General features: G+C 41.9%; 26 protein-coding genes. 8 read left to right on the top strand and 18 right to left on the bottom strand.

Annotation, left to right across the window (positions count from 1 at the left end; genetic code table 11):
• Positions 1 to 63 precede the first annotated feature (63 nt).
• The 5 genes from CFH81_08360 to CFH81_08340 all read right to left on the bottom strand — a co-directional run bounded on the left by CFH81_08360 (position 64) and on the right by CFH81_08340 (position 5,666).
• Positions 64 to 1,200: a type IV pili twitching motility protein PilT gene (locus tag CFH81_08360; protein ID DAB40201.1), complete on the bottom strand. Its 1,137-nt coding sequence runs from the start codon at positions 1,198 to 1,200 to the stop codon at positions 64 to 66.
• An 11-nt stretch (positions 1,201 to 1,211) separates the two neighbouring features.
• Positions 1,212 to 2,207 (bottom strand): transaldolase, encoded by a 996-nt coding sequence (locus tag CFH81_08355; protein ID DAB40200.1) that lies wholly within the window; start codon positions 2,205 to 2,207, stop codon positions 1,212 to 1,214.
• Complete coding sequence (locus CFH81_08350; protein DAB40199.1) at positions 2,200 to 2,928, bottom strand: leucyl/phenylalanyl-tRNA--protein transferase; 729 nt, start codon at positions 2,926 to 2,928, stop codon at positions 2,200 to 2,202. Before CFH81_08350 ends, CFH81_08355 begins: the two co-directional genes overlap by 8 nt.
• A gap of 94 nt (positions 2,929 to 3,022) precedes the next feature.
• Positions 3,023 to 5,212 carry an ATP-dependent Clp protease ATP-binding subunit ClpA gene (gene clpA / locus CFH81_08345; protein ID DAB40198.1) on the bottom strand — a complete coding sequence of 730 codons (2,190 nt, stop codon included), beginning with the start codon at positions 5,210 to 5,212 and terminating at the stop codon, positions 3,023 to 3,025.
• A 154-nt stretch (positions 5,213 to 5,366) separates the two neighbouring features.
• Entirely contained in the window at positions 5,367 to 5,666 is a 300-nt protein-coding gene (locus tag CFH81_08340) for an ATP-dependent Clp protease adaptor ClpS (GenBank protein ID DAB40197.1), read from the bottom strand.
• 69 nt (positions 5,667 to 5,735) lie between these two features.
• On the opposite strand from CFH81_08340, the gene bioD reads away from it, so the two are divergent.
• The 3 genes from bioD to CFH81_08325 all read left to right on the top strand — a co-directional run bounded on the left by bioD (position 5,736) and on the right by CFH81_08325 (position 8,336).
• Positions 5,736 to 6,374, top strand: coding sequence for a dethiobiotin synthase (bioD, locus tag CFH81_08335; GenBank protein DAB40196.1), 639 nt, complete (start codon positions 5,736 to 5,738; stop codon positions 6,372 to 6,374).
• Positions 6,375 to 6,400: 26 nt separating this feature from the next.
• A complete protein-coding gene (locus CFH81_08330) occupies positions 6,401 to 7,276 on the top strand; it encodes an aspartate carbamoyltransferase (GenBank protein DAB40195.1) in 876 nt (291 codons plus the stop codon).
• A gap of 91 nt (positions 7,277 to 7,367) precedes the next feature.
• A complete protein-coding gene (locus CFH81_08325) occupies positions 7,368 to 8,336 on the top strand; it encodes an aminodeoxychorismate synthase component I (GenBank protein DAB40462.1) in 969 nt (322 codons plus the stop codon).
• A 10-nt stretch (positions 8,337 to 8,346) separates the two neighbouring features.
• On the opposite strand, the gene CFH81_08320 is transcribed toward CFH81_08325, so the two are convergent.
• The 6 genes from CFH81_08320 to ribA all read right to left on the bottom strand — a co-directional run bounded on the left by CFH81_08320 (position 8,347) and on the right by ribA (position 11,346).
• Positions 8,347 to 8,847, bottom strand: a complete 501-nt coding sequence (locus CFH81_08320) for a hypothetical protein (protein DAB40461.1) — start codon at positions 8,845 to 8,847, stop codon at positions 8,347 to 8,349.
• 23 nt (positions 8,848 to 8,870) lie between these two features.
• The gene (locus tag CFH81_08315; GenBank protein ID DAB40460.1) at positions 8,871 to 9,452 is read right to left on the bottom strand and encodes a rhomboid family intramembrane serine protease; all 582 of its coding nucleotides are present in this window, start codon (positions 9,450 to 9,452) and stop codon (positions 8,871 to 8,873) included.
• Between the two features lie 113 nt (positions 9,453 to 9,565).
• Entirely contained in the window at positions 9,566 to 9,946 is a 381-nt protein-coding gene (locus tag CFH81_08310; GenBank protein ID DAB40194.1) for a hypothetical protein, read from the bottom strand.
• Between the two features lie 25 nt (positions 9,947 to 9,971).
• Entirely contained in the window at positions 9,972 to 10,184 is a 213-nt protein-coding gene (locus tag CFH81_08305; protein DAB40193.1) for a hypothetical protein, read from the bottom strand.
• The gene (locus tag CFH81_08300) at positions 10,184 to 10,738 is read right to left on the bottom strand and encodes a 16S rRNA (guanine(527)-N(7))-methyltransferase RsmG (protein ID DAB40459.1); all 555 of its coding nucleotides are present in this window, start codon (positions 10,736 to 10,738) and stop codon (positions 10,184 to 10,186) included. The genes CFH81_08305 and CFH81_08300 overlap by 1 nt, the downstream gene beginning before the upstream one ends.
• Before the next feature lie 41 nt (positions 10,739 to 10,779).
• Positions 10,780 to 11,346, bottom strand: coding sequence for a GTP cyclohydrolase II (ribA, locus tag CFH81_08295; protein DAB40192.1), 567 nt, complete (start codon positions 11,344 to 11,346; stop codon positions 10,780 to 10,782).
• A gap of 90 nt (positions 11,347 to 11,436) precedes the next feature.
• Between ribA and CFH81_08290 the strand changes: the two genes are divergently transcribed.
• The 4 genes from CFH81_08290 to CFH81_08275 all read left to right on the top strand — a co-directional run bounded on the left by CFH81_08290 (position 11,437) and on the right by CFH81_08275 (position 16,154).
• Positions 11,437 to 12,408, top strand: coding sequence for a porphobilinogen synthase (locus CFH81_08290; GenBank protein DAB40191.1), 972 nt, complete (start codon positions 11,437 to 11,439; stop codon positions 12,406 to 12,408).
• 130 nt (positions 12,409 to 12,538) lie between these two features.
• A complete protein-coding gene (argF, locus tag CFH81_08285) occupies positions 12,539 to 13,483 on the top strand; it encodes an ornithine carbamoyltransferase (GenBank protein ID DAB40190.1) in 945 nt (314 codons plus the stop codon).
• Positions 13,480 to 14,847: an oxygen-independent coproporphyrinogen III oxidase gene (hemN, locus tag CFH81_08280; protein ID DAB40189.1), complete on the top strand. Its 1,368-nt coding sequence runs from the start codon at positions 13,480 to 13,482 to the stop codon at positions 14,845 to 14,847. Before argF ends, hemN begins: the two co-directional genes overlap by 4 nt.
• An 8-nt stretch (positions 14,848 to 14,855) precedes the next feature.
• The gene (locus CFH81_08275) at positions 14,856 to 16,154 is read left to right on the top strand and encodes a glycerol-3-phosphate dehydrogenase (GenBank protein ID DAB40188.1); all 1,299 of its coding nucleotides are present in this window, start codon (positions 14,856 to 14,858) and stop codon (positions 16,152 to 16,154) included.
• A gap of 8 nt (positions 16,155 to 16,162) precedes the next feature.
• On the opposite strand, the gene CFH81_08270 is transcribed toward CFH81_08275, so the two are convergent.
• The 6 genes from CFH81_08270 to panB all read right to left on the bottom strand — a co-directional run bounded on the left by CFH81_08270 (position 16,163) and on the right by panB (position 21,448).
• On the bottom strand, positions 16,163 to 17,422 hold the full coding sequence (locus CFH81_08270) for a two-component sensor histidine kinase (protein ID DAB40187.1): 1,260 nt from the start codon (positions 17,420 to 17,422) through the stop codon (positions 16,163 to 16,165).
• Positions 17,419 to 18,084 carry a DNA-binding response regulator gene (locus CFH81_08265; GenBank protein DAB40186.1) on the bottom strand — a complete coding sequence of 222 codons (666 nt, stop codon included), beginning with the start codon at positions 18,082 to 18,084 and terminating at the stop codon, positions 17,419 to 17,421. Before CFH81_08265 ends, CFH81_08270 begins: the two co-directional genes overlap by 4 nt.
• A 17-nt stretch (positions 18,085 to 18,101) precedes the next feature.
• Positions 18,102 to 19,151, bottom strand: a complete 1,050-nt coding sequence (locus tag CFH81_08260; protein DAB40185.1) for an AI-2E family transporter — start codon at positions 19,149 to 19,151, stop codon at positions 18,102 to 18,104.
• A 156-nt stretch (positions 19,152 to 19,307) separates the two neighbouring features.
• Positions 19,308 to 20,315 carry a Holliday junction branch migration DNA helicase RuvB gene (locus CFH81_08255; protein DAB40184.1) on the bottom strand — a complete coding sequence of 336 codons (1,008 nt, stop codon included), beginning with the start codon at positions 20,313 to 20,315 and terminating at the stop codon, positions 19,308 to 19,310.
• 3 nt (positions 20,316 to 20,318) lie between these two features.
• On the bottom strand, positions 20,319 to 20,618 hold the full coding sequence (locus tag CFH81_08250) for a hypothetical protein (protein ID DAB40183.1): 300 nt from the start codon (positions 20,616 to 20,618) through the stop codon (positions 20,319 to 20,321).
• A gap of 17 nt (positions 20,619 to 20,635) precedes the next feature.
• Positions 20,636 to 21,448 (bottom strand): 3-methyl-2-oxobutanoate hydroxymethyltransferase, encoded by an 813-nt coding sequence (gene panB, locus CFH81_08245; GenBank protein DAB40182.1) that lies wholly within the window; start codon positions 21,446 to 21,448, stop codon positions 20,636 to 20,638.
• A gap of 72 nt (positions 21,449 to 21,520) precedes the next feature.
• Between panB and CFH81_08240 the strand changes: the two genes are divergently transcribed.
• Positions 21,521 to 22,261, top strand: a complete 741-nt coding sequence (locus CFH81_08240) for a tryptophan synthase subunit alpha (GenBank protein DAB40181.1) — start codon at positions 21,521 to 21,523, stop codon at positions 22,259 to 22,261.
• Between the two features lie 14 nt (positions 22,262 to 22,275).
• On the opposite strand, the gene CFH81_08235 is transcribed toward CFH81_08240, so the two are convergent.
• Positions 22,276 to 23,772, bottom strand: a complete 1,497-nt coding sequence (locus tag CFH81_08235) for a sodium-independent anion transporter (protein ID DAB40180.1) — start codon at positions 23,770 to 23,772, stop codon at positions 22,276 to 22,278.
• Between the last annotated feature and the right edge of the window lie 120 nt (positions 23,773 to 23,892).

The following is a 23,892-nucleotide window of genomic DNA, read 5'->3' as shown; positions in this document are numbered from 1 at the left end:
CTCATCCAACCCGCTTTTCTTCACTGCTCCCCAGCAGCAAACAGCCGTTTGCTGCAATAGCGCTTACTCTACCTCTTTAAAATCAAATACTTCTGTTTTGCGCATGTATGCATTTTCATCTACAAGCGCACCTTTTCCAACGCCTTGCATTTTCAATTTCAAATCAGACGGATTGCTGGCATACTCCAATGCTGTCTCCTGAGAGATAGTATCAAAACGCACAAGATCCAAAAGGGCCTGATCAAAAGTTTGTGTCCCATATATTTCTTTTCCCTCAGAGAGCGCATCGGGGATTTCATAGTCACGGTTTTCCATAATAAGCTGTTGAATTCTGGCTGTCTTTTTAAGAATTTCAATGCCCGCAATCCTTCCCCCTGTTTTAGTGGGAATCAATCTCTGAGAAATCACTCCCTCCAGCACAGAAGCTAAAGACCCCCGAATACGGTTTTGCTCTTCTTTTTCAAACATACCTATGATTCTGTCTATGGTTTCCTTGGCATCAAGTGTGTGCAAAGTAGAAAAAACCAAGTGGCCCGTATTGGCTGCATGCAATGCGATATCTATGGTTTCCAAATCCCTCATCTCTCCCACCAGTATGATATCAGGATCTTCTCTGAGCGCACCCCTAAGCGCGTCAGAAAAAGAGCGAGTATCCTGGCCTATGGATCGCTGATTGATCAAGCATCCTTTATCTTTATGGATAAACTCTATAGGATCCTCGATGGTAATAATATGTTTTTTTTGTTCATTGTTTATTTTATCAAGCAGTGCTGCCAACGTGGTTGACTTGCCGCTTCCCGTGACCCCTGTGACCAATACCAATCCGCGCTGTATTTGCGTAAATGTTTTAATTACTTCAGGAAGGTTTAGCTCGTCAAGCGAAGCTATTTTTACCGGAATCACACGGAAAACAGCGCTCAAGCCGTCCATTTGATAAAAGAAGTTTACACGAAAACGATACTCTTCGCTCAAAACATAGGTAAAATCAAGGCTCTTGTCTGATTTGAGTTTCTCGTACTGCTCTTGTGTCATGATTTCTTGAGCAATGGTATCTACTTCGGGGGCACTCACAGCCTCTTTTCCCAACAACTTCAAGATACCATCTATCCGCACTCTTACAATTGCGCCTGATTTTACATGAAGGTCGCTTCCTTTGTTGCTGATCATTGTACGAAGATATAGCTTGAGTTTTTCTTCCATTACTTTTTTCCCTATCCAAGTGTCTCCAGCATCTCTTGAAATGCTTTTTCGAATGCTTCCAGTCCCTCGCGGAGCAATATATCGTATGCTTCTTCCATAGAAATGCCGGCAACTTTAAGTGCATCAAAATATGCATCGATCTCTTCATCGGCAATAGGCAATTTTGGCGGTGTAGCTTTGGATTTGATATAGGATTCTATGGTAGACAAAGGCGCCGTATTGACAGAACGCGGTGCCAGAAGTTCACGGATATAATAATCTGCATCCAGATCATTACCCTTTACTCCTGTACTCGCAAAAAGAGTGCGGATGCTTGGTGTACGATTATCCTCGATAAGGTTATAGATTTTTGCTGCATTTAAAATACCTGTTTTTGCCGTAGGCAACCCTTTTTCTTTTAAGAGAGGGTCAAGCAGTCTGTCAAAACGGCTTACAAAAATTGAAATAACCGCTTCAGCTCTTCTCCCGCCGCTATTTTCAAAAATATCCAATCCTTGTTTCATCGCAGACAGACATTTTTTGGCTTGTTCAGGAGAGAAGATCAATGTTGCATTGACTGATATCCCGGTGCTAAGCAATTCCGTCATCGCGGCATATCCTGCTTCTGTCGCAGGCACTTTCACCATAACGTTGGGTTCGCCTATCGCCTTAAAAAGCCTTTTTCCTTCTTCGACCGTTGCATGTGTATCGTTGGATAAAAAAGGGTCTACTTCGATAGAAATATAACCGTCTCTGCCTTCATCATAAATACCTCTGAGTTCAATTGCAGCCATTTTAATATCTGCAATCGCAAGCGCTTCATACTTCTCTTTGGCACTTTTTCCAAAAAGAAGCTCCAGTTGCTCTTTATAAGCGTCAGAAGTTGTAATAGCTGAGGCAAAAATAGAAGGATTGCTAGTTGCGCCATTAATGGTGCCCGATTCAATCAAATTTATAAAATCATTTCTAAGGAAATCCCTCTCCACAAAATCCAACCACAACGAAAAACCGATTTCCGTGTTAACCATTATTATACTCCCAAAAAAAATGATGCCAATGCCCTAAATCGCTAGGTTTTTGTAAAGTAAGCTCAAGTTCATCCAAGAATCTATCCCTTGTAATTACCTGGGCGCCTAAACTTACCAAATGACCTGTTTTCATTTGGCAATCTATAAAATCATAGCCTTTAGAGCCTAAAACATCACTTAGTGCCTTAAAAGCGACCTTGGATGCGTTAGAAACCAACGAAAACATTGATTCGCCAAAAAAACCTTTTCCCATTGCAATGCCATAAAGCCCTCCTACCAATTTGCCCTCTTTGTATACCTCGACACTATGGGCAAATCCATGCCGATAAAGTTCCAGGTAGGCCATTCGCATTTCCGGAATAATCCAGGAACTTCTTTGTCCCTCTCTTGGAACGGTTGCGCACAGATTGATTACATCGGCAAACTGCCTGTCAAAAGTTACAGTAAATTGTCCGTTTCGCAGCACACGATGGAAAGATTTTTTTACTTTGAAGCGATCAGGATAGAGTAAAAGTCTAGGGTTAGGAGACCACCACAGTATCGGATCCCCTGCATTATACCAAGGAAAAATACCTTTACGGTATGCAGTTAAAAGACGATTTACCGAAAGATCGCCCCCATACGCAAGCAGTCCTTCATCTGAAGCAAGCCGCGGGTTTGGAAAAATATAAGAATCCCCCAATGGAGGAACACAGTACCCCTCCTCAAACATCGAAGCCATTCGAACTCCTCTTTATTATCACTGTTCGTACTTTAACAAAATTTGACTATATAAATTTTCTTATAGATAGAGTCATTTGACACAATGTTTTGAATCATTTTCCCTCAAATAAAAAATTTAACTTCTCTTTTTTATAGCTTACTTTTGCTTCACCCCCATTTTTGAGTGCTCCAAAAAGAATTTCATCGGTAAGTGTTTCTTTAATTTTTTCTTCAATCACTCGCGCGATATGTCTTGCGCCGTAACGCTCATCATAGCCCTCTTTAGCCAAATATTCTTTCGCTTTTTTATCAAGCTTGACTGTGACTTTTTTTGCTTTTAGCAACCTATTAAGTTTATCAATTTCTGTATCTACGATCCCTGTCAGCACATCCAGGGAGAGCGAATTGAAATAAATCGTTGCGCTCAGACGATTTCTAAATTCCGGACTAAAGAAATCTGCCAAAGCTTTATCTGTTTTCATTGAAACATCTTTGGTAAAACCCATCACATTGGCTTCTTTGGTGCCGATATTGGAAGTCATGATCAAGATAACATTTTTAAAGTCGCTTACTATTCCATTGTTGTCCGTAAGCTTTGCACCATCCATCACTTGCAATAAAATATTCATAATATCCGGATGCGCTTTTTCTACCTCATCAAGCAACAGTACTGTATGGGGATGTTTTTTGATCATCTCCGTAAGTAATCCTCCCTGCTCATACCCCACATACCCCGGAGGCGCACCCACCAAACGGCTTACAGAGTGTTTTTCCATATACTCACTCATATCCAAACGCTCAAAATGCACACCCATAGATTTTGCCAGCTGTGTAGCCAATGCTGTTTTTCCCACGCCTGTCGGACCCACAAAAAGAAATGATCCTATCGGTTTATCGGGGACATTAAGTCCTGCATAGGATCGCTTAATGGCCCCCACTAATGCCTTGATAGCTTCGTCTTGGCCTATAATGTGTGATGCCAACTCTTTTTGAAGCGCTGCAAGTTTTTTTGTTTCATCCGTTCCTATGATGGATGAAGGAAGCTTAAGCATCTTTGCGACACTCCGCTGAATATCTTCAGATTGTATCACTACGCCTTTTTTTCCCTTAAGCATAAAGTGTGCTCCCACTTCATCGATGATATCCATTGCTTTATCCGGCAAAAATCTATCATGCAGATATTTGACGCTCAAATCAATAGCACTTTGCAGAGCTTCGTCGGTAAAACGAATGTCGTGATAAGATTCATATTTGTGCTTAATGCCTTGCAAGATGATCATTGTATCTTCCGCGCTTGGCTCCTCCACATCGATCTTGGCAAATCTTCTGCTTAGCGCTTTGTCTTTATCAAAAAAGTTTCTGTACTCTGCGTAAGTGGTTGCACCGATGCATTTCAGCTCTCCTCGGGCAAGAGCAGGCTTAAGCAGATTGGAAGCATCCATACTTCCTCCGCTTGTTGCACCCGCACCAACCATGGTGTGAATCTCATCGACAAACAAAATAGCATTTTCTATCGTTCCAAGTTCGGCAATAATTCCTTTGAGCCGTTTCTCAAAATCTCCCCTATATTTCGTTCCGGCAACCAGTGCTCCCATCTCCAATGCAAATATCTTTGCATTTTTCAGTACTTCAGGAACCTCACCCTGGGAAATTTTAAGCGCCAAACCCTCAGCAATAGCCGTTTTTCCTACGCCGGGTTCTCCCACCAACAGAGGATTGTTTTTTTTGCGTCTGCATAACGTCTGCATAACGCGTTCAATCTCCTCTGCGCGCCCCACAACAGGATCAATATTTCCTTTTTTTGCAAGCCCGACAAGTTCTGTGGTAAATTGATCCAGCAATGTCTCTTCTTTTGGCTCAGCCTTTTGATCTGATTTGCGTGCTATGCCGCGATGCGAAATAACTTCAAGAACATCTACCCTGGCAATTCCCTCTTTTTTCATCAAATAAACCGCATAAGAGTGTTCTTGCATAAAAATAGCAGCGAGCATGTCCCCAATACCGGCCTCCGTCCTCCCTGAACTGTGAATATGCGTCATCATATCATTGATCGCCCGAGAGAGCGCCACGGTTTCAAACGGTTCGACGGCTTCTTTGAGTATGGGAATTGTTTTGTTAATGTGCTCTGCGATTCCCTGTTTGAGTGCCGTCACATTTGCGCCGAGCGCCAGGAGTATCTCTTTGCCTTCTTCGCTTCTTATGATCGCCAAAAACACATGTTCAACTGTGAGATATTCATGTCTATTCTCTTTGGCATAGGCTACGGCATGCTTAAATACATCATTGAGTGCTAAACTTATCATCCTGTTCTCCTTTATTGTCTGTCTTTCAGTGATATCTGTCCCATATAAATCAATTCTTTGCCGTATGTACTTTTTGTTCTGATATGCAACAGATTGCACAAACTTTTCGCCAAGAAAAACCTTCTATCAGTCTGACAATGAATGATCTTATCATCTAGACATCCTCTTCAATTGTAGCAAGTAAAGGAAACTCGTTTTGCTTGGCAAGCTGCTTTACTTGCTGTGCCTTGGTTTGTGCTATTTCAAAAGAATAGATCCCGCATATGGCTTTTCCTTTTTCATGAATCTGGAGCATAATGCGTTCGGCTTCGCTATGATTTTTATAAAAGATGCGCACGAGTATCTCTACCACAAAATCCATACTTGTATAGTCATCATTATGCAGCAATACTTTGTATCGTGCCGGTTCTTTTAATTCGACCGGACAATCTAACTCTTCTTCAAACTTTGGCATCTTATGTTAAAATCCTCTATCGATATCATTATACGATTTTAATTATACATAAAAATTGGAGATTTTCAAGTGCAAACACTTTTTATTGGTGCCACAGGAACCAATGTAGGCAAAACACACACCACGCTTCTGCTTATCGAAGGCTTTGCCAAACAAGGGGTAAAAGTAGGTGTTTTTAAGCCTATTGAAACAGGAGTAGAAGAAGAACCGCAAGATGCGGCTCTTCTTCTTAAAGCCTGCCAAAAAGTAAATCCAATGTTTAAAACCCTTACCCCAAAAGAGGTCACTGCATACACTTTTGCTCTCCCTGCTGCACCATTTTGTGCGGACACAAGGCATACTATACAAAAAAATCAAATCATGAAAAAATATCATCAGCTCTCAGCACTTTGCGACTTGCTTTTAATTGAAGGCGCAGGGGGACTGATGGTGCCCATAATGAAAGATTTCATGGTGATAGACCTCATCAAACAGTTTCAGGCCAAAATGCTCTTGATTACACCCAGTCGTCTGGGGTGCATCAATGACACTTTACTTTCAATGGAAGCCCTACGGTCTCGAAATATCCCCTTTGACTGGTGTGTCAATCTGCATCAAGAGAAAGAGTATTTTGATACGGTCAGCAAACCCTTTTATGACGAAGTATTTCCCTCATGGTGGAGCGTTCAGACAGATCTCAACACATTTATTAGCAGCTATTTGCTATAATGACAAAATTATTTTAAAGGGTGTTCATGCAGCATTTATTAGATACTACCGATCTCTCAGACAAGCAGATAATTCAAATATTGGAAGATGCGAAACGCTTTAAGCATCAACGCCCTCCGCACCTGCTTCGTGACAAACTTCTTATCACTCTTTTTTTTGAAAATTCCACGCGCACACGAAGCTCTTTTGAAGTTGCAGCCAAAAGACTCGGGGCTACAGTAGTGCATCTTGACCCCTCGAGAAGTTCGACCAATAAAGGCGAAACGCTTGAAGATACTTTTGCCAATCTTTGTGCTATGGAGCCTGATGGTGTAATTATACGCCACTGGGAAAATGATACGCCGCAACTCTTGGCAGACAAAAAAATGACCTCAGTAATCAATGCGGGCGCAGGAAACTACGCACACCCTACCCAAGCCCTTCTTGACCTTTTTACCATGCAGGAACATTTTGGCGATCTAAAAGGCAAAACCATTGCGATCGTCGGCGATATTGTCAGTTCACGGGTAGCCAGCTCCGGAATCCGGCTCTTTACGCGTATGGGAATGAACGTAATCCTTGTCGCACCAAAACCTTTCATGCCTCACAGTGATCTGCCGCAATACGAGTCTCTTGAAGAGGTGCTGGACAAGGTCAATATTATTATGAGCCTTAGAGCGCAGCTTGAACGTCATGCTTCGCCGATCTTTGATGATTATCAAGAGTATGCCAAACACTACTGTATTACCAACGAAAGACTGCAAGACAGAGAAATCCTCATATTGCACCCAGGACCTGTGATGCGCAATATCGATATCTCTAATGAGGTACTCAACGATCCAAGGTGCAAAGTCCTGCCCCAGGTCAATAACGGCGTCTATATCCGTATGGCTGTCTTAAAGCTATTGCTTTTGGATTCTTAACTATTCATTTTGAAAACAAAGCAAAGAGAGCATTTTGCTGCATCGGTAAAGAAACAAACTGTTCATGTATTTAGAGGAAGAGTTGCAGACTATGTGGTTCAATAAAGAAAACGGCTTCAAAAAAATTACCGATTTGACCCGGACAAAAACTCCTTTCCTCTTTGTCATCTCCTTTGATACACAAAAAATCTTTGCCAGCCCTTTAGAATCGCTGGAAAAGGAAATTTACTACAAATTGGGAGATTGGCGTAATTATCCTCCAGAAAAATCTGCACACAAAATCTTTTTTGATGCATTTCCTGTTGATTTTGCCCATTACAAAAAAACACTAGAACACATACAAGAAGAGATACGCGCGGGCAATACCTATTTGCTCAATCTTACCTTCAAAACCCCCATAAATACTAATCTTACTCTCAAAGAAATTTTTACCCATGCAAACGCCAAATTCAAGCTCTATTTCAAAGATGAATTTATCTGTTTTTCACCCGAACCTTTTATAGAGATAAAAGAAAACATTATTGCAACATATCCTATGAAAGGCACCATAGATGCCAATCTCTCCAATGCCCGGTCAACAATCCTTAATAATGAAAAAGAGATGGCCGAACATGTGATGATCGTAGATCTGATGCGCAACGATCTTGGGATGATCGCCTCAGAAGTCAATGTAGAGAAATTCCGCTACATTGAGAAAATTCAAGCCGGAGAAAAAGAGCTTTTACAGGTTAGCTCAAAGATCACAGCCAAACTTCCTGAGAATTGGCAGGATCATTTTGGTGCACTTCTGTCTAAAATTCTGCCTGCAGGCTCAGTCTCAGGCACACCTAAAAAAAGCACTGTCGGTATCATCAACCGTATAGAAGATTATGATAGAGGTTTTTATACCGGTATTTTTGGCATCTATAACAATGCGACCGTGCGATCAAGTGTAATGATACGCTTTATAGAACAAGAGAACAAAAAACTTTTCTATAAAAGTGGCGGAGGCATCACTCTAGACAGTGAGGCGTCCAGCGAATACCAAGAGTTGATAGACAAAATTTATCTTCCCCTCTAAATCAAAACGACTACTCTTTGCATCGACATCTATTGAGCCTGTGCTGCCATTGATACAGGGGGTCTTCTTTGAATTTTGTAAAAAAGAGTTTGCCCGAATGACGCCATGGATCAACAATAATCCCCTCCTCGGCCTTTCCTCCTTTTTGTACAACAACCAAGGCATTGTGTTCGCTCCAATACTCTCCCTCATTCGCTACGGCCAAATGAAACTCAAAGCCGGGATATTTTTTTGCGAGCAAATGCTCATAGAGCGCATCACTCCACTGGTAGCACAATCCTCCTTCGCGCATGCCCGTGTTGACTAAAAAGTTATGGAACATCGGAGGAGAAACCAAATCGTACTTTTGTGCCAATTGGGTCGTATAATCAAAAATATCCAAAGCAAGCATTTGTGCTTCCGCATATGAAACGCTTCGATCCAGTCGGACAAATTGCTGTGTAAGCTGCGTTACTTTCGCTTGAGAAGGGGAAGTCGCAGGCTTGACACTGCATCCGGAAAAAAAGTAAATTAAAATGAAGCCCAAAAAGTATTTCATGGCCTGAATATATCCCTATACACCCCTGGCAGAGCGGCATAAAAAAAGAAGATGACTGCTGCCATCGCTATGACATAAAATATAAACCATTGTGCATTTCGCTGAATCATAAATCCGCCAACAAATCCTACGACCAGCCCTCCAATATGCGCGCTCATGTCCACACTTGGGATGGCCAATCCAAATATACCATTAACAAGAATGATTATTCCGAAATCTTTCATAAACGCTTTGCTTTGCGGGGCAATCTTGTCACGATGTGCCAGGAAAAATCCTGCCAAGGCCCCAAAAAGACCAAATACCGCACCCGATGCCCCGACACCCACACTCTGAGGATGCACTGTCAAAGAAACAAGCGATCCGATAATCCCTGAAAAAAAGTAAATCCCCATATACGACTTGGCATCAAAATAGATCTCCGCACCTCTTCCTATAAGATACAAAGAGACCATATTCATCAAAAAATGCGTCATTCCGCCGTGCAAAAACATCGCGCTTCCCAAACGCCACCACTCCTCTTTGAATACCACATAAGGACCATACAATGCGCCCCCATCAACCAGTTTTTGCAAATCCATCTCTGCAATACTGCCACTCAAAAAAGAAGTAAAAAGATAAGCTGAAAAATTGAGGATAATGATCGTATAGGTGAGTTTAAATTGACCAAATTCACGCAATGGACATACTTTTATCAGTAGATAGCTTCTGCAAAAAGAACACCGTCAATCCCTTCTTTTGCGAGCTTGCTGATTTTTTTAGGATCATACACAAGCACCAGCACACGGGTATCAAAAAGATATGCTTGCGCCACAGGCTGTATCTCTAGGGCATCATCTTCTTCACAGATAATATAGGAAGCCCCCAGGGCATTTGCCAAAACGGCATCCTCTACGGTGCTGACGACCACGCCGTAAGGAATGTGGTTTGCCTGACAGTATCTGGCATGTCCATGTGAGTCCGATAACGGTTCTAGCAAAACAATGTCATCTGCCTGCGTCTGCTTGATGTCTTCTTGTGAAAATGCATATCGAAAACGACTGCTTTTTATCCACGGATGACCTATAATAATCATACTGTCTCCACTTTCCTGCAATATTTTATCTGGCGCACTCTTTGGAACAGTAGTGCTTTCCTTGCACAACGATACTTTCTTTGAGTGTCACGTATGTACCGCACTTTTCACACTCCACAAGCGTGTCTTCTTCCACTTTTTTTTCTTCTTTTGTTTTGCCAAATGCAGGAAATTTACCGCCAAAAAATTTATAGATGGCCAGTCCCACTAAAAGAAAAATAAGAAGCTTCACTACCATCACTGCCCTTTAATATATAAATAATTGCGTTGGTTTTTTTGAACTATATCATAACTTAACTGATGTTGCACCTCTCCGACTTCTTCAAAAACACGGCTTCCTTTGTAAAACAAATAAGCTGTTTTTTGATCACTAACCTTTTGCGTCAAATCCAAAAGCAATCTAGTATTTGTCACAGCGCGGGAAGAGATGAGCTCGAAAGGCTCATGCTCTATATTTTCTACCCTTTTAGCTTCCACGGTTACATTATCAAGTCCCAAATCCATGATCGCATATTTAAGAAAAGAGACTCTTTTTTTAAGAGGCTCGGCGAGCAAAACCAAGGTGTCCGGCAGAGCAACGGCCAATACAAGACCCGGAAACCCTGCTCCGGTACCTACATCCAATAATGTTTTGGGGAGAGAGATAAACGTGAGAGGATACAGTGAGTCAACGATATTTCTATAGATATCGGTTATCGTTCTGGCGCCGGTAAAGTTATGTATCTGATTCCATTCGTGGAGCAGATTGGCAAAACGAACAAGTTTTTCTGCTGCACTTTCATCAATCTTGATCTCTTCATTTCTTAATAATTTTTCAAGAGTATCACTTTTCACTAAAGCAAATGTCCCATCTGTTCTTTTTTGACCTTCAAATACCCTTCATTATAAGGATTAGACTCCATTTGTATGGGTAAACGCTCTACGATCTCAATATTTTCGAGGCTTTCTATTTTTTTAGGATTGTTGGTAAGAAGTTTCATTTTTTTAATTCCAAAAAAATTCAAAATAAACTCAACCACCTCATAGGTACGCTCATCAGCTTTAAATCCAAGCTGATGGTTGGCTGCGACAGTATCATACCCTTGATCTTGAAGCGCATAGGCATTGACTTTGTTAAGAAGCCCTATATTTCTGCCTTCTTGCCTGTGATAAATAACCATACCGCCTTCTTTGGCAATATACTTCAATGCTGCTTGAAGCTGTTGCCCGCAATCGCACTTTAAAGAACCAAGCGCATCCCCTGTCAGGCATTCAGAATGTACACGCACCACCGGAATTTCCGGCAGAGGTTCAGTAAAAATAGCCAAATGCTCTTTCTCATGCTCTCTAAATGCTTGAATTTTAAACGTGCCGTAGCTTGTAGGAAGCTGTGCGACTTTTGATATTTTGATACTATTCATGGCAGAATTATACATCAAGAATGAATAATTAATAATGAATAATTGATAATTATTGTAAAATACTTTTAATATCATCGTAAGGTTATTATCATGTTTACACGTTTTAGAAGAAGAAGAATCAATCCGGTTTTAAGAGACCTGCTCCAAGAAACGCATCTGCGTATAGATGATTTTATCTATCCGCTTTTTGCAAGAAACGGCACAGGAATTAAAAACGAAGTGGCCTCGATGCCGGGTGTTTACCAAATGAGCATTGATGAAATCATCAAAGAGTGTGAAGAGCTAAAGAAACTGGGAATTTACGCCATCATACTTTTTGGAATACCTGACGTCAAAGACAGCGTAGGCAGCGACGCGATGTGCGAACACGGAATCATCGCTCAGACGATCAGGGCGATCAAAAGTGCACACCCTGAAATGTTTATTGTGACAGATCTTTGTTTTTGCGAGTACACGGACCACGGGCATTGCGGCGTGCTTGATCCTGTTTTGCATACTGTTGACAACGATATTACGCTTGATAACCTTGCCGCACAAGCAGTCGTACATGCGAAGGCGGGCGCAGATATGATTGCCCCAAGCGGAATGATGGATGGAATGATCACCGCAATCAGAAAAGGACTTGATGCGGCCGGATATGAAAATCTTCCTGTAATGAGCTACTCTACTAAATTTGCCTCGGCCTACTATGGTCCATTCCGGGACGTAGCAGAATCAAGCCCAAGCTTTGGAGACAGAAGAAGCTACCAGATGAATCCTGCCAACAGAAGTGAAGCGATCGCCGAAAGCATGGAGGATGAAAAAGAGGGAGCAGATATCCTGATGGTCAAACCCGCCCTTGCTTATCTTGATATAGTCAGAGATATCAAAAACAATACCAATCTGCCTTTGGCTGTCTATAATGTCTCAGGCGAATATGCTATGCTCAAAATGGCTGCCAAGGCAGGTGTTATAGACTATGAAAAGGTGATGATGGAAACATTGATCGCATTTAAACGTGCCGGAGCGGATATCATCATTACTTACCATGCAAAAGAGGCGGCTCTCTTGCTGCAAAAATAAATAGTTTTCTTCTTGAGTCCGGGGGGAGACTAAACTTCTTCGTTTAACCCTATTGGACTTTCAAACCTTTTATGGTAAAATGATTTCTTTTAAATTTTCACCGCTATGGTTCCGGTACGAGGATACACAGATGAGACATTTTTTAACATTGGCAGATTTCACCAAAGATGAGCTTCTAGAGATGATCGCTTTGGCACAAAAGATCAAAGCGCAAACCAAACAAAAACAGTTTGTTCCCTACATGGAACACCAGACGCTAGGTATGATCTTTGAAAAAAGCTCTACACGTACACGCGTAAGTTTTGAAACGGGCATCTATCAGCTGGGTGGGGTGGGACTTTTTCTTTCTGCCAATGATATCCAGCTGGGGCGGGGAGAACCGATGAAGGATACAGCCAGAGTAATCTCCCGCATGGTGGACATGGTGATGATACGCACCTTTGAGCAAAGCAAGCTTGAAGAATTTGCCTCTTACTCCAAAGTGCCTGTCATCAACGGATTAACCGATTCCTACCATCCTGTGCAACTCATGACAGATTATCTGACGATGATAGAGTTTGGTAAAGACAAAAACCCTGTTGTGGCTTATATAGGGGACGGAAACAATATGGCACACTCTTGGCTGATGCTTGCTGCAAAACTTGGATTTGAACTGCGAATAGCCACACCTCAAGGCTATGAATGCGATAAAGCCGTCACCCAGAAGGCACTCAGCATAGCCAAAGAAAGCGGAGCCCAAATCATTTTTGGAAATGATCCCAAAGAGGCAGTCAGAAATGCCGATGTGGTAACTACAGATACCTGGGTTTCCATGGGACAAGAGCAGGAAAAAGAGATCCGACTTAGGGCGTTTGAGGGCTATATGGTAGATGATACGATGATGTCTTTAGCGAAAAAAGATGCTATTTTCTTGCACTGTTTACCTGCCTATAGGGGGCATGAGGTAAGCGAAGAGGTTTTTGAAGCGCACGCGGAAGAGATCTTCAACGAAGCAGAAAACAGGCTTCATGCACAAAAAGGGATTATGGTGTGGCTGAACAATCATCGCAATGAAGAAACAAGGAAAATAAATTGAGCCAAATTGATTTAGAAAAATTCAGCAAATACTCCAAGCCCGGTCCTCGTTACACCAGTTACCCTACTGCGTTGGAGTTTAATGAAGCATTCTCCTACGAAAACTATCTTCAATGCCTTAAAACAGAACAAGGAAAGCTCTCTTTGTATGTGCATTTGCCTTTTTGCCGCAGTGCCTGCTATTTTTGCGGATGCAATGTGGTCTTCACTTCCAAAGAAGATAAACTAAGCCGTTATGTAGATTATCTTAAAAAAGAGATTGACATTTTGGCTTTGTCTCTTGATACTTCAAGAGAAGTGATACAGTTTCACTTTGGGGGAGGAACCCCAACCTTTTACAAAGCTTTTGAGCTTGATGAGATTGTCACCTATATCAAGTCAAAATTTCCCAACTGGAGCCAAAACGCCGAGATCAGCTGTGAAATCGATCCCCGCTTCTTCAATGAAGAACAAATGAAAGTATTTATCGCGCACGGCTTTAACCGTATCAGTTTTGGGGTGCAGGATTTTGATCCCAAAGTGCAAGAAGAAATCCATCGTATTCAGCCTTACGATCTCACAAAATCAGCTGTTGACCTGGCACGAAACTACGGCATAAAAAGCATTAATATCGATCTGATCTACGGTCTGCCTTATCAAACCTTTGAAAGTTTCAAAAAAACATTAGAACTTGCTTTTAGTCTTGCGCCTGACAGACTGGCTGTTTTTAACTATGCGCATGTTCCTTGGCTGAAAAAAACCATGCGAAAATTCGATGAAACGACCCTTCCGTCCCCTGAAGTCAAACTTCAAATTTTTCAATATACGATTGATTTTTTTGAACGCAATGGATATAAAATGGTAGGTATGGACCACTTTGCTAAACCTGAAGATGAACTTTTTACCGCTATTGAAAAAGGAGAACTGCATCGAAACTTTCAAGGATATACTACCAAAGGAGGGGCCAATCTTATCGGTATTGGACTGACAAGTATTGGAGAGGGAAGCAGGTATTATGCTCAGAACACTAAAGAAATGGGAACCTATGAGGCTGCGCTTGATGCAGGAAAACTGCCGTTTGAGCGCGGAATAGCCTTAAGTGAAGATGATTTTATCCGTAAGGCGGTCATTATGGAACTTATGGCAAATTTCTCTGTCGATATTAAGCGTGTTGAAAAAGAACACGGCATTGTATTTGGCGATTATTTTGCCGATGCGATAGAATCCCTTAAAGAGTTTGAGGAGGCTGAGCTGCTAACCATGACTCCGGAATTCATACGCGTAAGCCCGACCGGCACACTTCTCATACGAAATATTGCTATGCCGTTTGATGCGTACATGAACAAATATGCGCAAAGCAAAAAAACATTTTCAAAAACAGTCTAAGAGAGCCTATGAAAAAACCTGAAGATATTTTTAACTTCACCGCTACCAGCGATGCCTGTATTAAATGCGGAAAATGTATCCCTGTGTGCACCATACACCAGATCAATCCGGATGAAACAACCTCTCCTCGCGGTTTTATCGATCTTTTGGGGGCCTATAAACGAGGGGAGCTAGAGCTGGATAAAACAACTAAAAATATTTTTGAAAGCTGTTTTTTATGTACCAATTGTGTTGATGTCTGCCCCAATTCATTGGCTACCGATATGGTGATAGAAGAGGTGCGTGCGGATATCGCCGATAAGTTCGGTATCGCTTGGTTTAAAAGAGGCTTCTTTTTCTTATTGCGTCATCGCAGGATCATGGATCTTGTGATGAAATTCGGTTTTATGTTTAAGACGTGTGCCTTGGCTCAGGATGAAAAAGGCAGAGGATTAAAAGCCAGATTCTCTTTGCCCATGGTTAAAAAAGGAAGGCTTCTTCCTTCTATGGCCAAAACAAGTTTTCTTAACAGCTACCCGGAAGAAATCCTTGCCAAAAAAGAGGGCAAAAAACCAAGGGTTGCTATTTTTATCGGGTGTTTGGCAAACTACAATTATACAAGTATCGGCGACAGCCTTGTAGAAATTTTGGAAAAACTCGATATTGATGTGTTTATTCCCAAAAAACAGCTTTGCTGCGGCGCGCCTGCTTATTTCACCGGGGATGTGAACAGTGTAGAATATATGACCAAAAAAAATATAGCATATTTTGAAAGTTTTATGGATGAGTGCGATGCAATGCTTATCCCTGAAGCAACCTGCTCAGCCATGGTAAAGCACGATTGGCAGGTTTTTTTTGAAAACCATGATATGCCAGAATGGAAAGAAAGGGCAGCAAAAGTCGGTAAAAAAATACATATGGCAACGGCATGGCTGCATGACCATACGCATCTTAAAGAAATGCTTGAGAAAAAAGGCAAAAAATTTAATGAGCTCGTAACCTATCACGACCCTTGCCATGCACGAAAAGTACAGGGCATCTACAAAGAACCGCGAAATCTTCTTGCGCCAAATTATCCCATGGTGGAGATGAGCGATCCTAATCGCTGTTGCGGATTCGGGGGAGTTACAATGCAGACAGAAAAGTTTTATTTTGCTGAAGCTGCAGGCAAACCAAAGGCCGCAATGATCAAAGAAACAAAAGCACACTATGTCTCCGCGGAATGCTCGGCATGCAGAGTACAGCTCTCAGAAGCAATGAATAATGCCCAACTCGAGACGGTCTTTAAAAATCCTTTAGAGTTAATTGCAGAAGCACTTAAAGCATAGGATTGTCATTATTTTTTTTGTGCGGCAGAGTGGCTTTTCTCCATATGTATCACAAAGACGTTTTTACCTTCCACATGTTTATAGGCAAGCGAATAGTCTAATTTGTCTAAAATACTATTGACAATATAAAGCCCCAATCCAAAACCCGAACTGCGTTTTTCTTCCTGCGTAAAAGGTTCTATGTAGTAGGAAAGGGGTTGCTTCAGGGCTTCTCCCTCTGAGATAACCGCAATATTTTCGCCGATGGTTTTTAGCCAAACCTGTTTATTTTTGCTGTATTTGATACCGTTGTCCAAAAGATTTTTGATTGCCAATGCAAGCAACTTGATATCTGTAAAAATCACTTGATTATCTGCTTGAATATGGACAGTATGCTTCTCTTCCGCCATTAGCAGCTCCTGCGCCTTTTTAAGCACTTCGTGGAGCGTCGTCTTTTCCAATACAGGTTCAAAACCCTGTGTCGTTACTCTCTCGATCTGTGCAAGCTCCAAGATAAGTTCATTCATACGTTCAAAGGCACGGACAAGTATTTTTTTCGTAGGATCATCTTCTTCCATCATCTCCACAATAATGCGCCCTTTAGTAATAGGTGTTTTAAGCTCATGCATCAAATTACGCATAAAAAGATTTTTCGAAGCACTCAAGGCATTGATATAGCGTATGGCATCATCAAAACTTTTGGCTATTTTGCCGATTTCATCATCATGGACATAAGTAATGCGTGTCTTCGTATCCCCTTTGGCAAATTGCTGTATCTGCTTATGGAGTTTTCTTAAAGGAAACAACTTTTTAAGCACTGCCAGATAAAGAAGCAATAAGAGTCCTATAAGAAAAATACCCGAAGCCAACGCGATCTCAAAATAATAATTTTCAGGTCTGTCATCTATGAGCATCAGGTTGTATTTCAGGCGTTGCACATAGACATATTGGATCTCACCGATCTTAAAGACCCTTACCTGCCCAAGAGTGGATCCCCCCGAAAATATCGTTTGCCCGCTTTTTGCTATCTTTTCTTTAACCTCTACTATTTTTTTTTCGGATACAGGCTTCAGATAGAGCTCTTTATAGAGTTTTTCGAGCGTTTCTTTGTCCGGATTGAGCTGCAAATTTGAAAGAAACGTAATAGAGATAAGCTGATAACGTTTAAATTCTTCTATCTTGTAGCGGTTCTTATCCCAAGAAAGAAAAAGCAAAAAAGTTGCTATCAAAATTGTAATAGCAACAGAAAAAAGTATATGGATAAACGTGGTTACGGATAGATTTTTCATACTCGGTCAGTCAAAAGGTACCCTACGCCTCGAATCGGCTTGATATAGACATGCTCAGGGTCGATTTTAGCAATTTTTTGTCTGATGCGGGAAATGATTACATCAATATTTTTAATAGAACTCTCGTCGTCGATGTGTTCACTCTCATAAAGCAACTGTTCTCTGGAAACTGATCCGTTTTTGTGCTGTATGAGCATCAGCAATACATCATATTCTGCAGCAGTCAATTCAAGCAGCTCTTCTTTAAAGGTAATCGTATGCGCTTTTGGATCGGCTACAAAAAGATTTACCGGTTTTTGCGCTTTCTCTTCGGGAGGATTGGTCCGCCTTAGGATGGTCTTGATACGCGTAACAAGTTCTCTTGGATCATAGGGTTTTGGCATATAGTCATCTGCGCCTCTCTCCATTCCTATGACTTTGTCGGTTATATCATCCCTGGCCGAAGAGATGATAATCGGTATGCTTGTTACTTCCCGTATCTTTGGAATCACTTCAAGCCCGTCCATTCCCGGCAAAGTAAGATCCAATATGATCAAATCAAATGCATGCTGCGTAAGCAAAGAAAGACCGATATAAGGATCCTCGGCATTTACTACCTCCATATCAAACTTTGTAAGGTAGTTAGTCAAGATGAGTGCCAATTCGGGGTCATCCTCAATAATAAGTATCTTAATAATCTTTAATCCTTTATTTTTTTATGATACGAGGTATCATTTTCATTATAATCCAAATAGACTTTGGTAATAGCTATAAGAAAAGAGGTTGTTGCAGGACCCAAAATCATACCCCAAAACCCATACGTCCCCATCCCTGCCAGGATAGAGAAAAAGATGATAAGCTCATTAACCTCAAACGTGCTTTTGAGTAAATTCTCTTTGATTATTTTAATGATAATAGGCTTAATAAACGTATCGGCGATCACAGAAATTACAACAATTGAATAAACCATGATAAAAATCGCAGCGTACTCATCGGTGTTAGTCCAACTATAAAGTGCTACAGGACCCCACACAACAACTCCTCCCACAACAGGTATCAAAGAAGCAAATCCGTAAACGATTCCCAAAAGCAGACCGTTGAATCCAAAAAAACTTGCCATCACCCCAAATAGAAAACCTTCAAAAATAGCGGTTACGACAACAGAATAAAGCACAACCTCCATCGTCGCTGAAACTTCCTGTATCATCTTAGTGCCTTTTGCAGGAGATACGGGCAGCAAAGTTAAAATCACTTCAAAAAAACGGTTTCCGTAGTAATTGATGAAAAAATAAAACACGATAACCAAAAATATATTTTTAATAAATCCAAGCCCTGCACTCCCGGCTGTAGCAAAGTAAGAGGCTGACTCCTTCACATAGCCTGCAATCTTCTCATCATCCAAATACTCCTCTCCTAGCCGGCCAAGCAGAGGAATGTTTTCTACTGAATGCCTAATCGTTCCTATCATTTCTTTGACTGTCACTGAATCAAGTTTTGTTATGTATGTTACGCCGGTGGTTGTCAAATAAACAATGGGCACAAAAAGAAGCAACGTCAAAAGCAACGACGAGATGCCTGCGCTTAATTTGGACGAATTGGTAAAATTCATAAGTTTTTTTGTCAAATTAAAAGTTGCCATAGTCAACAATACAGCCACGATCATTGCGAGCAAAAAAGGTTTATAGATGCTATAGGCTCCCACAATTGCTAAAACAAACAATGCTGTGATCATTAAATTTGTTTTAGACATTACACAATTCCTCTCACTAAAGCTTCGTCTTGCGACTCAGGGAGTCTCTTTTTATTCAAAAAGACCTTAGTTAATTTATTTCTCCTTGAAAACGAGCAAAGCCCCTTTTCAATTCCTCTCACTAAAGCTTCGTCTTGCGACTCAGGGAGTCTCTTTTTATTCAAAAAGACCCTCCCTGCCCCCGCCAAGCTTAAAATGTTCATAGCTTTTTTGTGTGGCGATGCGTCCTCTGGCAGTCCTTTCAATATAGCCGTTGGCAATAAGATAGGGCTCCAAAACATCTTCTATCGTACCCTCGTCTTCACTAAGTGCGGCTCCAATGGTACCCAGCCCCATTGGTTTGTTTTTTGCGCTTACCAATAATTCAAGCAAACGAATATCCTGCTCATCAAAACCCAAATGATTTACGCCCAATTCATCCAAAGCATACTTGGCTCTGTGCAAAGTAATCTGCTCCTCATCTTCCACTTCAGCAAAATCACGCACGCGACGCAAAAGCCTTAACGCGATACGCGGTGTGCCGCGGCTTCGCTTTGCAACTTCACTTGCAGCTTCTTTTAGTGCCGCCTTTTCAAGTTTATGGGAAGCCTGCATGACAATCTGTGCCAACTCTTCGGTTGTATAAAACTGCATCCGAAAATGCATCCCAAAACGTTCTCTAAGAGGATTTGACAACATCCCCGCTCTTGTCGTTGCACCGATCAGTGTAAAACGAGGCAAATCTATTTTGACTGTCTGGGCGGCCGGACCGCTGCCTATAATGATATCCAGACGAAAATCTTCCATGGCCGGATAGAGTATCTCTTCTATGGCCGGACTCATACGATGAATTTCATCAATAAAAAGGATATCTCCTTCTTCAATATTGGTAAGCAGCGCGGCGAGATCCCCGGCTTTTTCTATCATCGGTGCAGCGGTTGTTTTGATATTGGCATTCATTTCAAAAGCAATAATATTGGCAAGCGTCGTTTTTCCTAGCCCGGGAGGTCCAAAAAAAAGAATATGATCAAGCGCCTCCCCTCTTTTTTTACTCGCTTCTATAAAAACTTTGAGATTTTTTTTAATCTTTTCCTGTCCTATATACTCATTCCATGAGCTGGGGCGCAGTGTAAACTCCTCATTGCTTTCACCTTCAAAGCGTTCTATCTGGATCATTCTTTCCATGAATTATCGAACCGCCAAACGATTGACAACCATTCCCGAGCCCTCTACAGACCTTGCCACTGTGCCTGCAAGAAATTTTTGTTTTTTGGTATGCACCCTTCCTTGAAGAATTGTTTTTCCGTCTTCGTTTTTAACCACTATATAGGTATTTTTTAGTCCCTTTGTCTGTGCAAGCTTTTGACTTACCGGTGAAGAAGAAGGAGAAAAACCATACTTTTCCTTGGGAGCCGCATCCTTATTGTCAGCACACCCGCTTAACAAGATCATACCTATGACACTTGCTGCCATTAAACATTTTTTCATCTGTATCCATACCTCTTTTAATAATTATGCGCTTCGTCGGGAAATGCTCTGGATTTAACCTCGTCGCGATAAGACTGCAATCCTTCACGAATATATTTTGCACCTTCAAAATATTGTTTGACAAATTTGGGCTTAAAAGCTTCAAAGAAGCCAAACATATCACTCCACACAAGCACCTGTCCATCCGTACCGTTACCCGCGCCTATTCCTATAGTCGGGATAGATACCGCTTTGGTGACAGCCTGCGCCGCTTGGCTTTTTACTCCTTCAATCACAAGAGCAAAAGCTCCAGCTTCCTGTAATGCTTTGGCATCTTCGATGAGTGCGTCGATATCTGCCTGATCTTTACCGCGCACCTTGTACCCTCCTTCGCTGCGTACAAACTGCGGCATCAATCCGATATGCCCCAATACAGCAATCGAATTTTGAGTCAATGCCCTGACGATATGCGCCCTCTCTTTGCCACCCTCTATCTTTACTGCTTGCGCATCAGTCTGTTGATAAACTTTGGTTGCATTGGCTATCGCCTGTTCTTCTGTGACGTAAGAACCAAAAGGCATATCAACCACCACAAGCGAAGATTTTGCACCGTTGCATACTGCCTGAGCATGATAGATCATTTGATCCAGCGTCGCCGAAAGGGTATCTGTTTTTCCCATAAAACTCATATTAAGGCTGTCGCCCACCAGAATCATTTCAACCTCACCATCAAACAGCTTTGCAAAAAGCGCATCGTACGCCGTCACCATTGTGATAAGCTCTGATGCTTTCATTTTGGCTATCGTGCTTAATGACACCTTTTTATCTATCTTGGGTGTATGAATACTCATCATTTTCCTACTGTGTATATTTTTACTCATTTTATCATATAATAACAAAAATTATTGAGACAAGAGTATACATTGAAAAAATTAGTTGCGTACATTACTACAGGTTATCCTTCATTAGAATTTACTGTGGATGCGGCGCTGTCACTGGCAGAAGCAGGCGTGGATACATTAGAACTTGGTATGCCGTTTTCAGACCCTGTTGCAGATGGTCCGATCATCGAAAAAGCAAACCTCTTAGCATTGCAAAACGGATTTAAGCTTGATCAGCTTTTCGAAATATCCACCCAAATAGCTCCCCATATCGATACATTATGGATGGGATACTTTAATCCGTTTTATCATAGAGGCATAGAGACTTTCATCGCTCAAGCAAAACGCTCAGGCGTCAATGGCTTCATTATCCCTGATCTTCCCTTTGAAGAAGCAGCACCTTACAAAAAACAGGTGGAGACAGCAGGATTGAGCCTTATTGATTTCATCGCTCCCACAGATTCCAAAGAGCGGATTGAAAAGATCGCTGCGCATGCGCGCAAATTTATCTATCTTGTCGCTTATGCCGGAATCACCGGCGCAGGAAAAAGTGAAGATTTGCAAAACATTATCGCACAGATCAAAAGTTTTACAAACACACCGGTATATGTAGGGTTTGGCGTAGACGAGCATACCGCCAAAGAAAAAGCCGAAGGTGCCAACGGCGTAATCGTAGGATCTGCATTTGTCAAAATTTTGCTTGATGCCAATTTCAACCATACTCAAAAAATAGACAAAATCTCTGCTTTAGCCAAAGAAATCAAGGCAAAAATCAACGAATAAAACGATGAGGGTTTTTAATGCCCTGCGCCCATCATTTTTTCTATCTCTTCGGGCTTGTCATGGATGCCAAAACGGTCTATAATGGTTTGAGTGGCCTCGTTTTGTCCGACAACTTCCACTTTTTTACCCATTTTGCGAAGTTTAATCACTGCTTTATCCAGAGCATACACTGCTGAAATATCCCAAAAATGCGCATGGGTAACATCGATGATAACCTGATTTGCCTCTTCTTTATAATCAAATGCATCAGCAAAACGATCTGCAGAGTTAAAGAAAATCTGCCCAAAAAATTTGTAAATTCGTGCGCTGCTCTCCTTCGCATATGATGTTTCCCAATACATCAAGTGACTGATTTTATTGGCAAAGAACAACGACGCCAGCAATACGCCCGTCAAAACGCCTAATGCAAGATTATGAGTAAAGACAACCACTGCTGTTGTAGCGATCATGACAATGTTGGTCGAAAGCGGAAGTGTTTTAAGCCCTTTGACCGAAGGCCAGCTAAACGTTCCGATAGAAACCATGATCATCACAGCAACCAATGCAGCCATCGGGATAAGTTTGATCAAATCACTCATAAACACCACCATAATAAGAAGCAGGACGCCTGCCATCAATGTCGAAAGACGGCCACGGCCGCCGGATTTAACATTGATAACCGATTGTCCGATCATCGCACAACCGGCCATCCCGCCGATACAACCCGAAGCAATATTGGCGATCCCCTGCCCTTTAGCCTCACGGTTTTTATCGCTATCGGTATCGGTCATATCGTCAACGATTGTTGCTGTCATAAAAGATTCGAGCAGCCCCACTGCCGCCAATGCCGCCGAATAGGGAAAAATAATAGCTAGTGTTTCAAAATTGAGCGGAACATCAGGCCACAAAAATATCGGCAATGTATCAGGCATAGAGCCCATATCCCCGACAGTACGTACATCGATTCCCATCGCCGTCACAACTGCAGTAAGAACCACGATCGTCACCAGCGGGGACGGGATCAGTTTTCCGACAGCAGGGGTATAGGGAAAAAGATAAATAATTCCAAGGCCTGCCGCGGTAAGAGCATAGACATGCCACGTGACATTGGTCAGTTCCGGCAGCTGCGCCATAAAGATCAAGATCGCCAATGCATTCACAAATCCCACTACCACCGTTCGAGAGACAAAACTCATCAATACGCCCAGCTTCAAGTATCCCGCAACGATCTGCAATACGCCTGTCAAAATCGTGGCAGCAAGAAGGTACTCCAGTCCGTGCTCTTTTACCAGAGTCACCATAAGCAAAGCCATAGCTCCCGTAGCTGCCGAAATCATTCCCGCACGCCCTCCGACAAATGCGATTACCGTTGCGATACAAAATGACGCATATAGCCCCACTTTGGGGTCAACCCCTGCAATAATCGAAAATGCGATCGCCTCAGGAATAAGCGCCAATGCCACCACAATGCCCGCAAGGATATCCCCCCGGATATTGCCAAACCACTCTTCTTTGGTAGACAACAATAACATTCCTACTCCTTAATGTACCTAAATATATTTTTTATTCCAGCCCATGCATACAGTAACAAACAGACAAAAACGAAGAAAAATCCAAAAATCAAAGAAATTGCCGCGTATAAAAAGAAGCGG

It is taken from the genome of Sulfurovum sp. UBA12169, from assembly GCA_002742845.1.
Classification (GTDB): domain Bacteria; phylum Campylobacterota; class Campylobacteria; order Campylobacterales; family Sulfurovaceae; genus Sulfurovum.
Note: the sequence above shows the minus strand (reverse complement) of the source record. Positions and strands in the feature narration are given on the sequence as shown.

Excerpts from the sequence above, each read along its gene's own strand:
- CFH81_08290 (DAB40191.1), top strand. The coding sequence starts at position 11,437 with ATGTTTACACGTTTTAGAAGAAGAAGAATCAATCCGGTTTTAAGAGAC.
- clpA (DAB40198.1), bottom strand. The coding sequence starts at position 5,212 with ATGATAAGTTTAGCACTCAATGATGTATTTAAGCATGCCGTAGCCTAT.
- argF (DAB40190.1), top strand. The coding sequence starts at position 12,539 with ATGAGACATTTTTTAACATTGGCAGATTTCACCAAAGATGAGCTTCTA.
- CFH81_08355 (DAB40200.1), bottom strand. The coding sequence starts at position 2,207 with ATGGTTAACACGGAAATCGGTTTTTCGTTGTGGTTGGATTTTGTGGAG.
- CFH81_08330 (DAB40195.1), top strand. The coding sequence starts at position 6,401 with ATGCAGCATTTATTAGATACTACCGATCTCTCAGACAAGCAGATAATT.
- panB (DAB40182.1), bottom strand. The coding sequence starts at position 21,448 with ATGAGTATTCATACACCCAAGATAGATAAAAAGGTGTCATTAAGCACG.
- CFH81_08315 (DAB40460.1), bottom strand. The coding sequence starts at position 9,452 with ATGGATTTGCAAAAACTGGTTGATGGGGGCGCATTGTATGGTCCTTAT.
- CFH81_08250 (DAB40183.1), bottom strand. The coding sequence starts at position 20,618 with ATGAAAAAATGTTTAATGGCAGCAAGTGTCATAGGTATGATCTTGTTA.
- CFH81_08360 (DAB40201.1), bottom strand. The coding sequence starts at position 1,200 with ATGGAAGAAAAACTCAAGCTATATCTTCGTACAATGATCAGCAACAAA.
- CFH81_08235 (DAB40180.1), bottom strand. The coding sequence starts at position 23,772 with ATGTTATTGTTGTCTACCAAAGAAGAGTGGTTTGGCAATATCCGGGGG.
- CFH81_08305 (DAB40193.1), bottom strand. The coding sequence starts at position 10,184 with ATGGTAGTGAAGCTTCTTATTTTTCTTTTAGTGGGACTGGCCATCTAT.
- CFH81_08350 (DAB40199.1), bottom strand. The coding sequence starts at position 2,928 with ATGGCTTCGATGTTTGAGGAGGGGTACTGTGTTCCTCCATTGGGGGAT.
- ribA (DAB40192.1), bottom strand. The coding sequence starts at position 11,346 with ATGAATAGTATCAAAATATCAAAAGTCGCACAGCTTCCTACAAGCTAC.
- CFH81_08270 (DAB40187.1), bottom strand. The coding sequence starts at position 17,422 with ATGAAAAATCTATCCGTAACCACGTTTATCCATATACTTTTTTCTGTT.
- CFH81_08275 (DAB40188.1), top strand. The coding sequence starts at position 14,856 with ATGAAAAAACCTGAAGATATTTTTAACTTCACCGCTACCAGCGATGCC.
- CFH81_08325 (DAB40462.1), top strand. The coding sequence starts at position 7,368 with ATGTGGTTCAATAAAGAAAACGGCTTCAAAAAAATTACCGATTTGACC.
- CFH81_08310 (DAB40194.1), bottom strand. The coding sequence starts at position 9,946 with ATGATTATTATAGGTCATCCGTGGATAAAAAGCAGTCGTTTTCGATAT.
- CFH81_08260 (DAB40185.1), bottom strand. The coding sequence starts at position 19,151 with ATGTCTAAAACAAATTTAATGATCACAGCATTGTTTGTTTTAGCAATT.
- CFH81_08255 (DAB40184.1), bottom strand. The coding sequence starts at position 20,315 with ATGGAAAGAATGATCCAGATAGAACGCTTTGAAGGTGAAAGCAATGAG.
- CFH81_08340 (DAB40197.1), bottom strand. The coding sequence starts at position 5,666 with ATGCCAAAGTTTGAAGAAGAGTTAGATTGTCCGGTCGAATTAAAAGAA.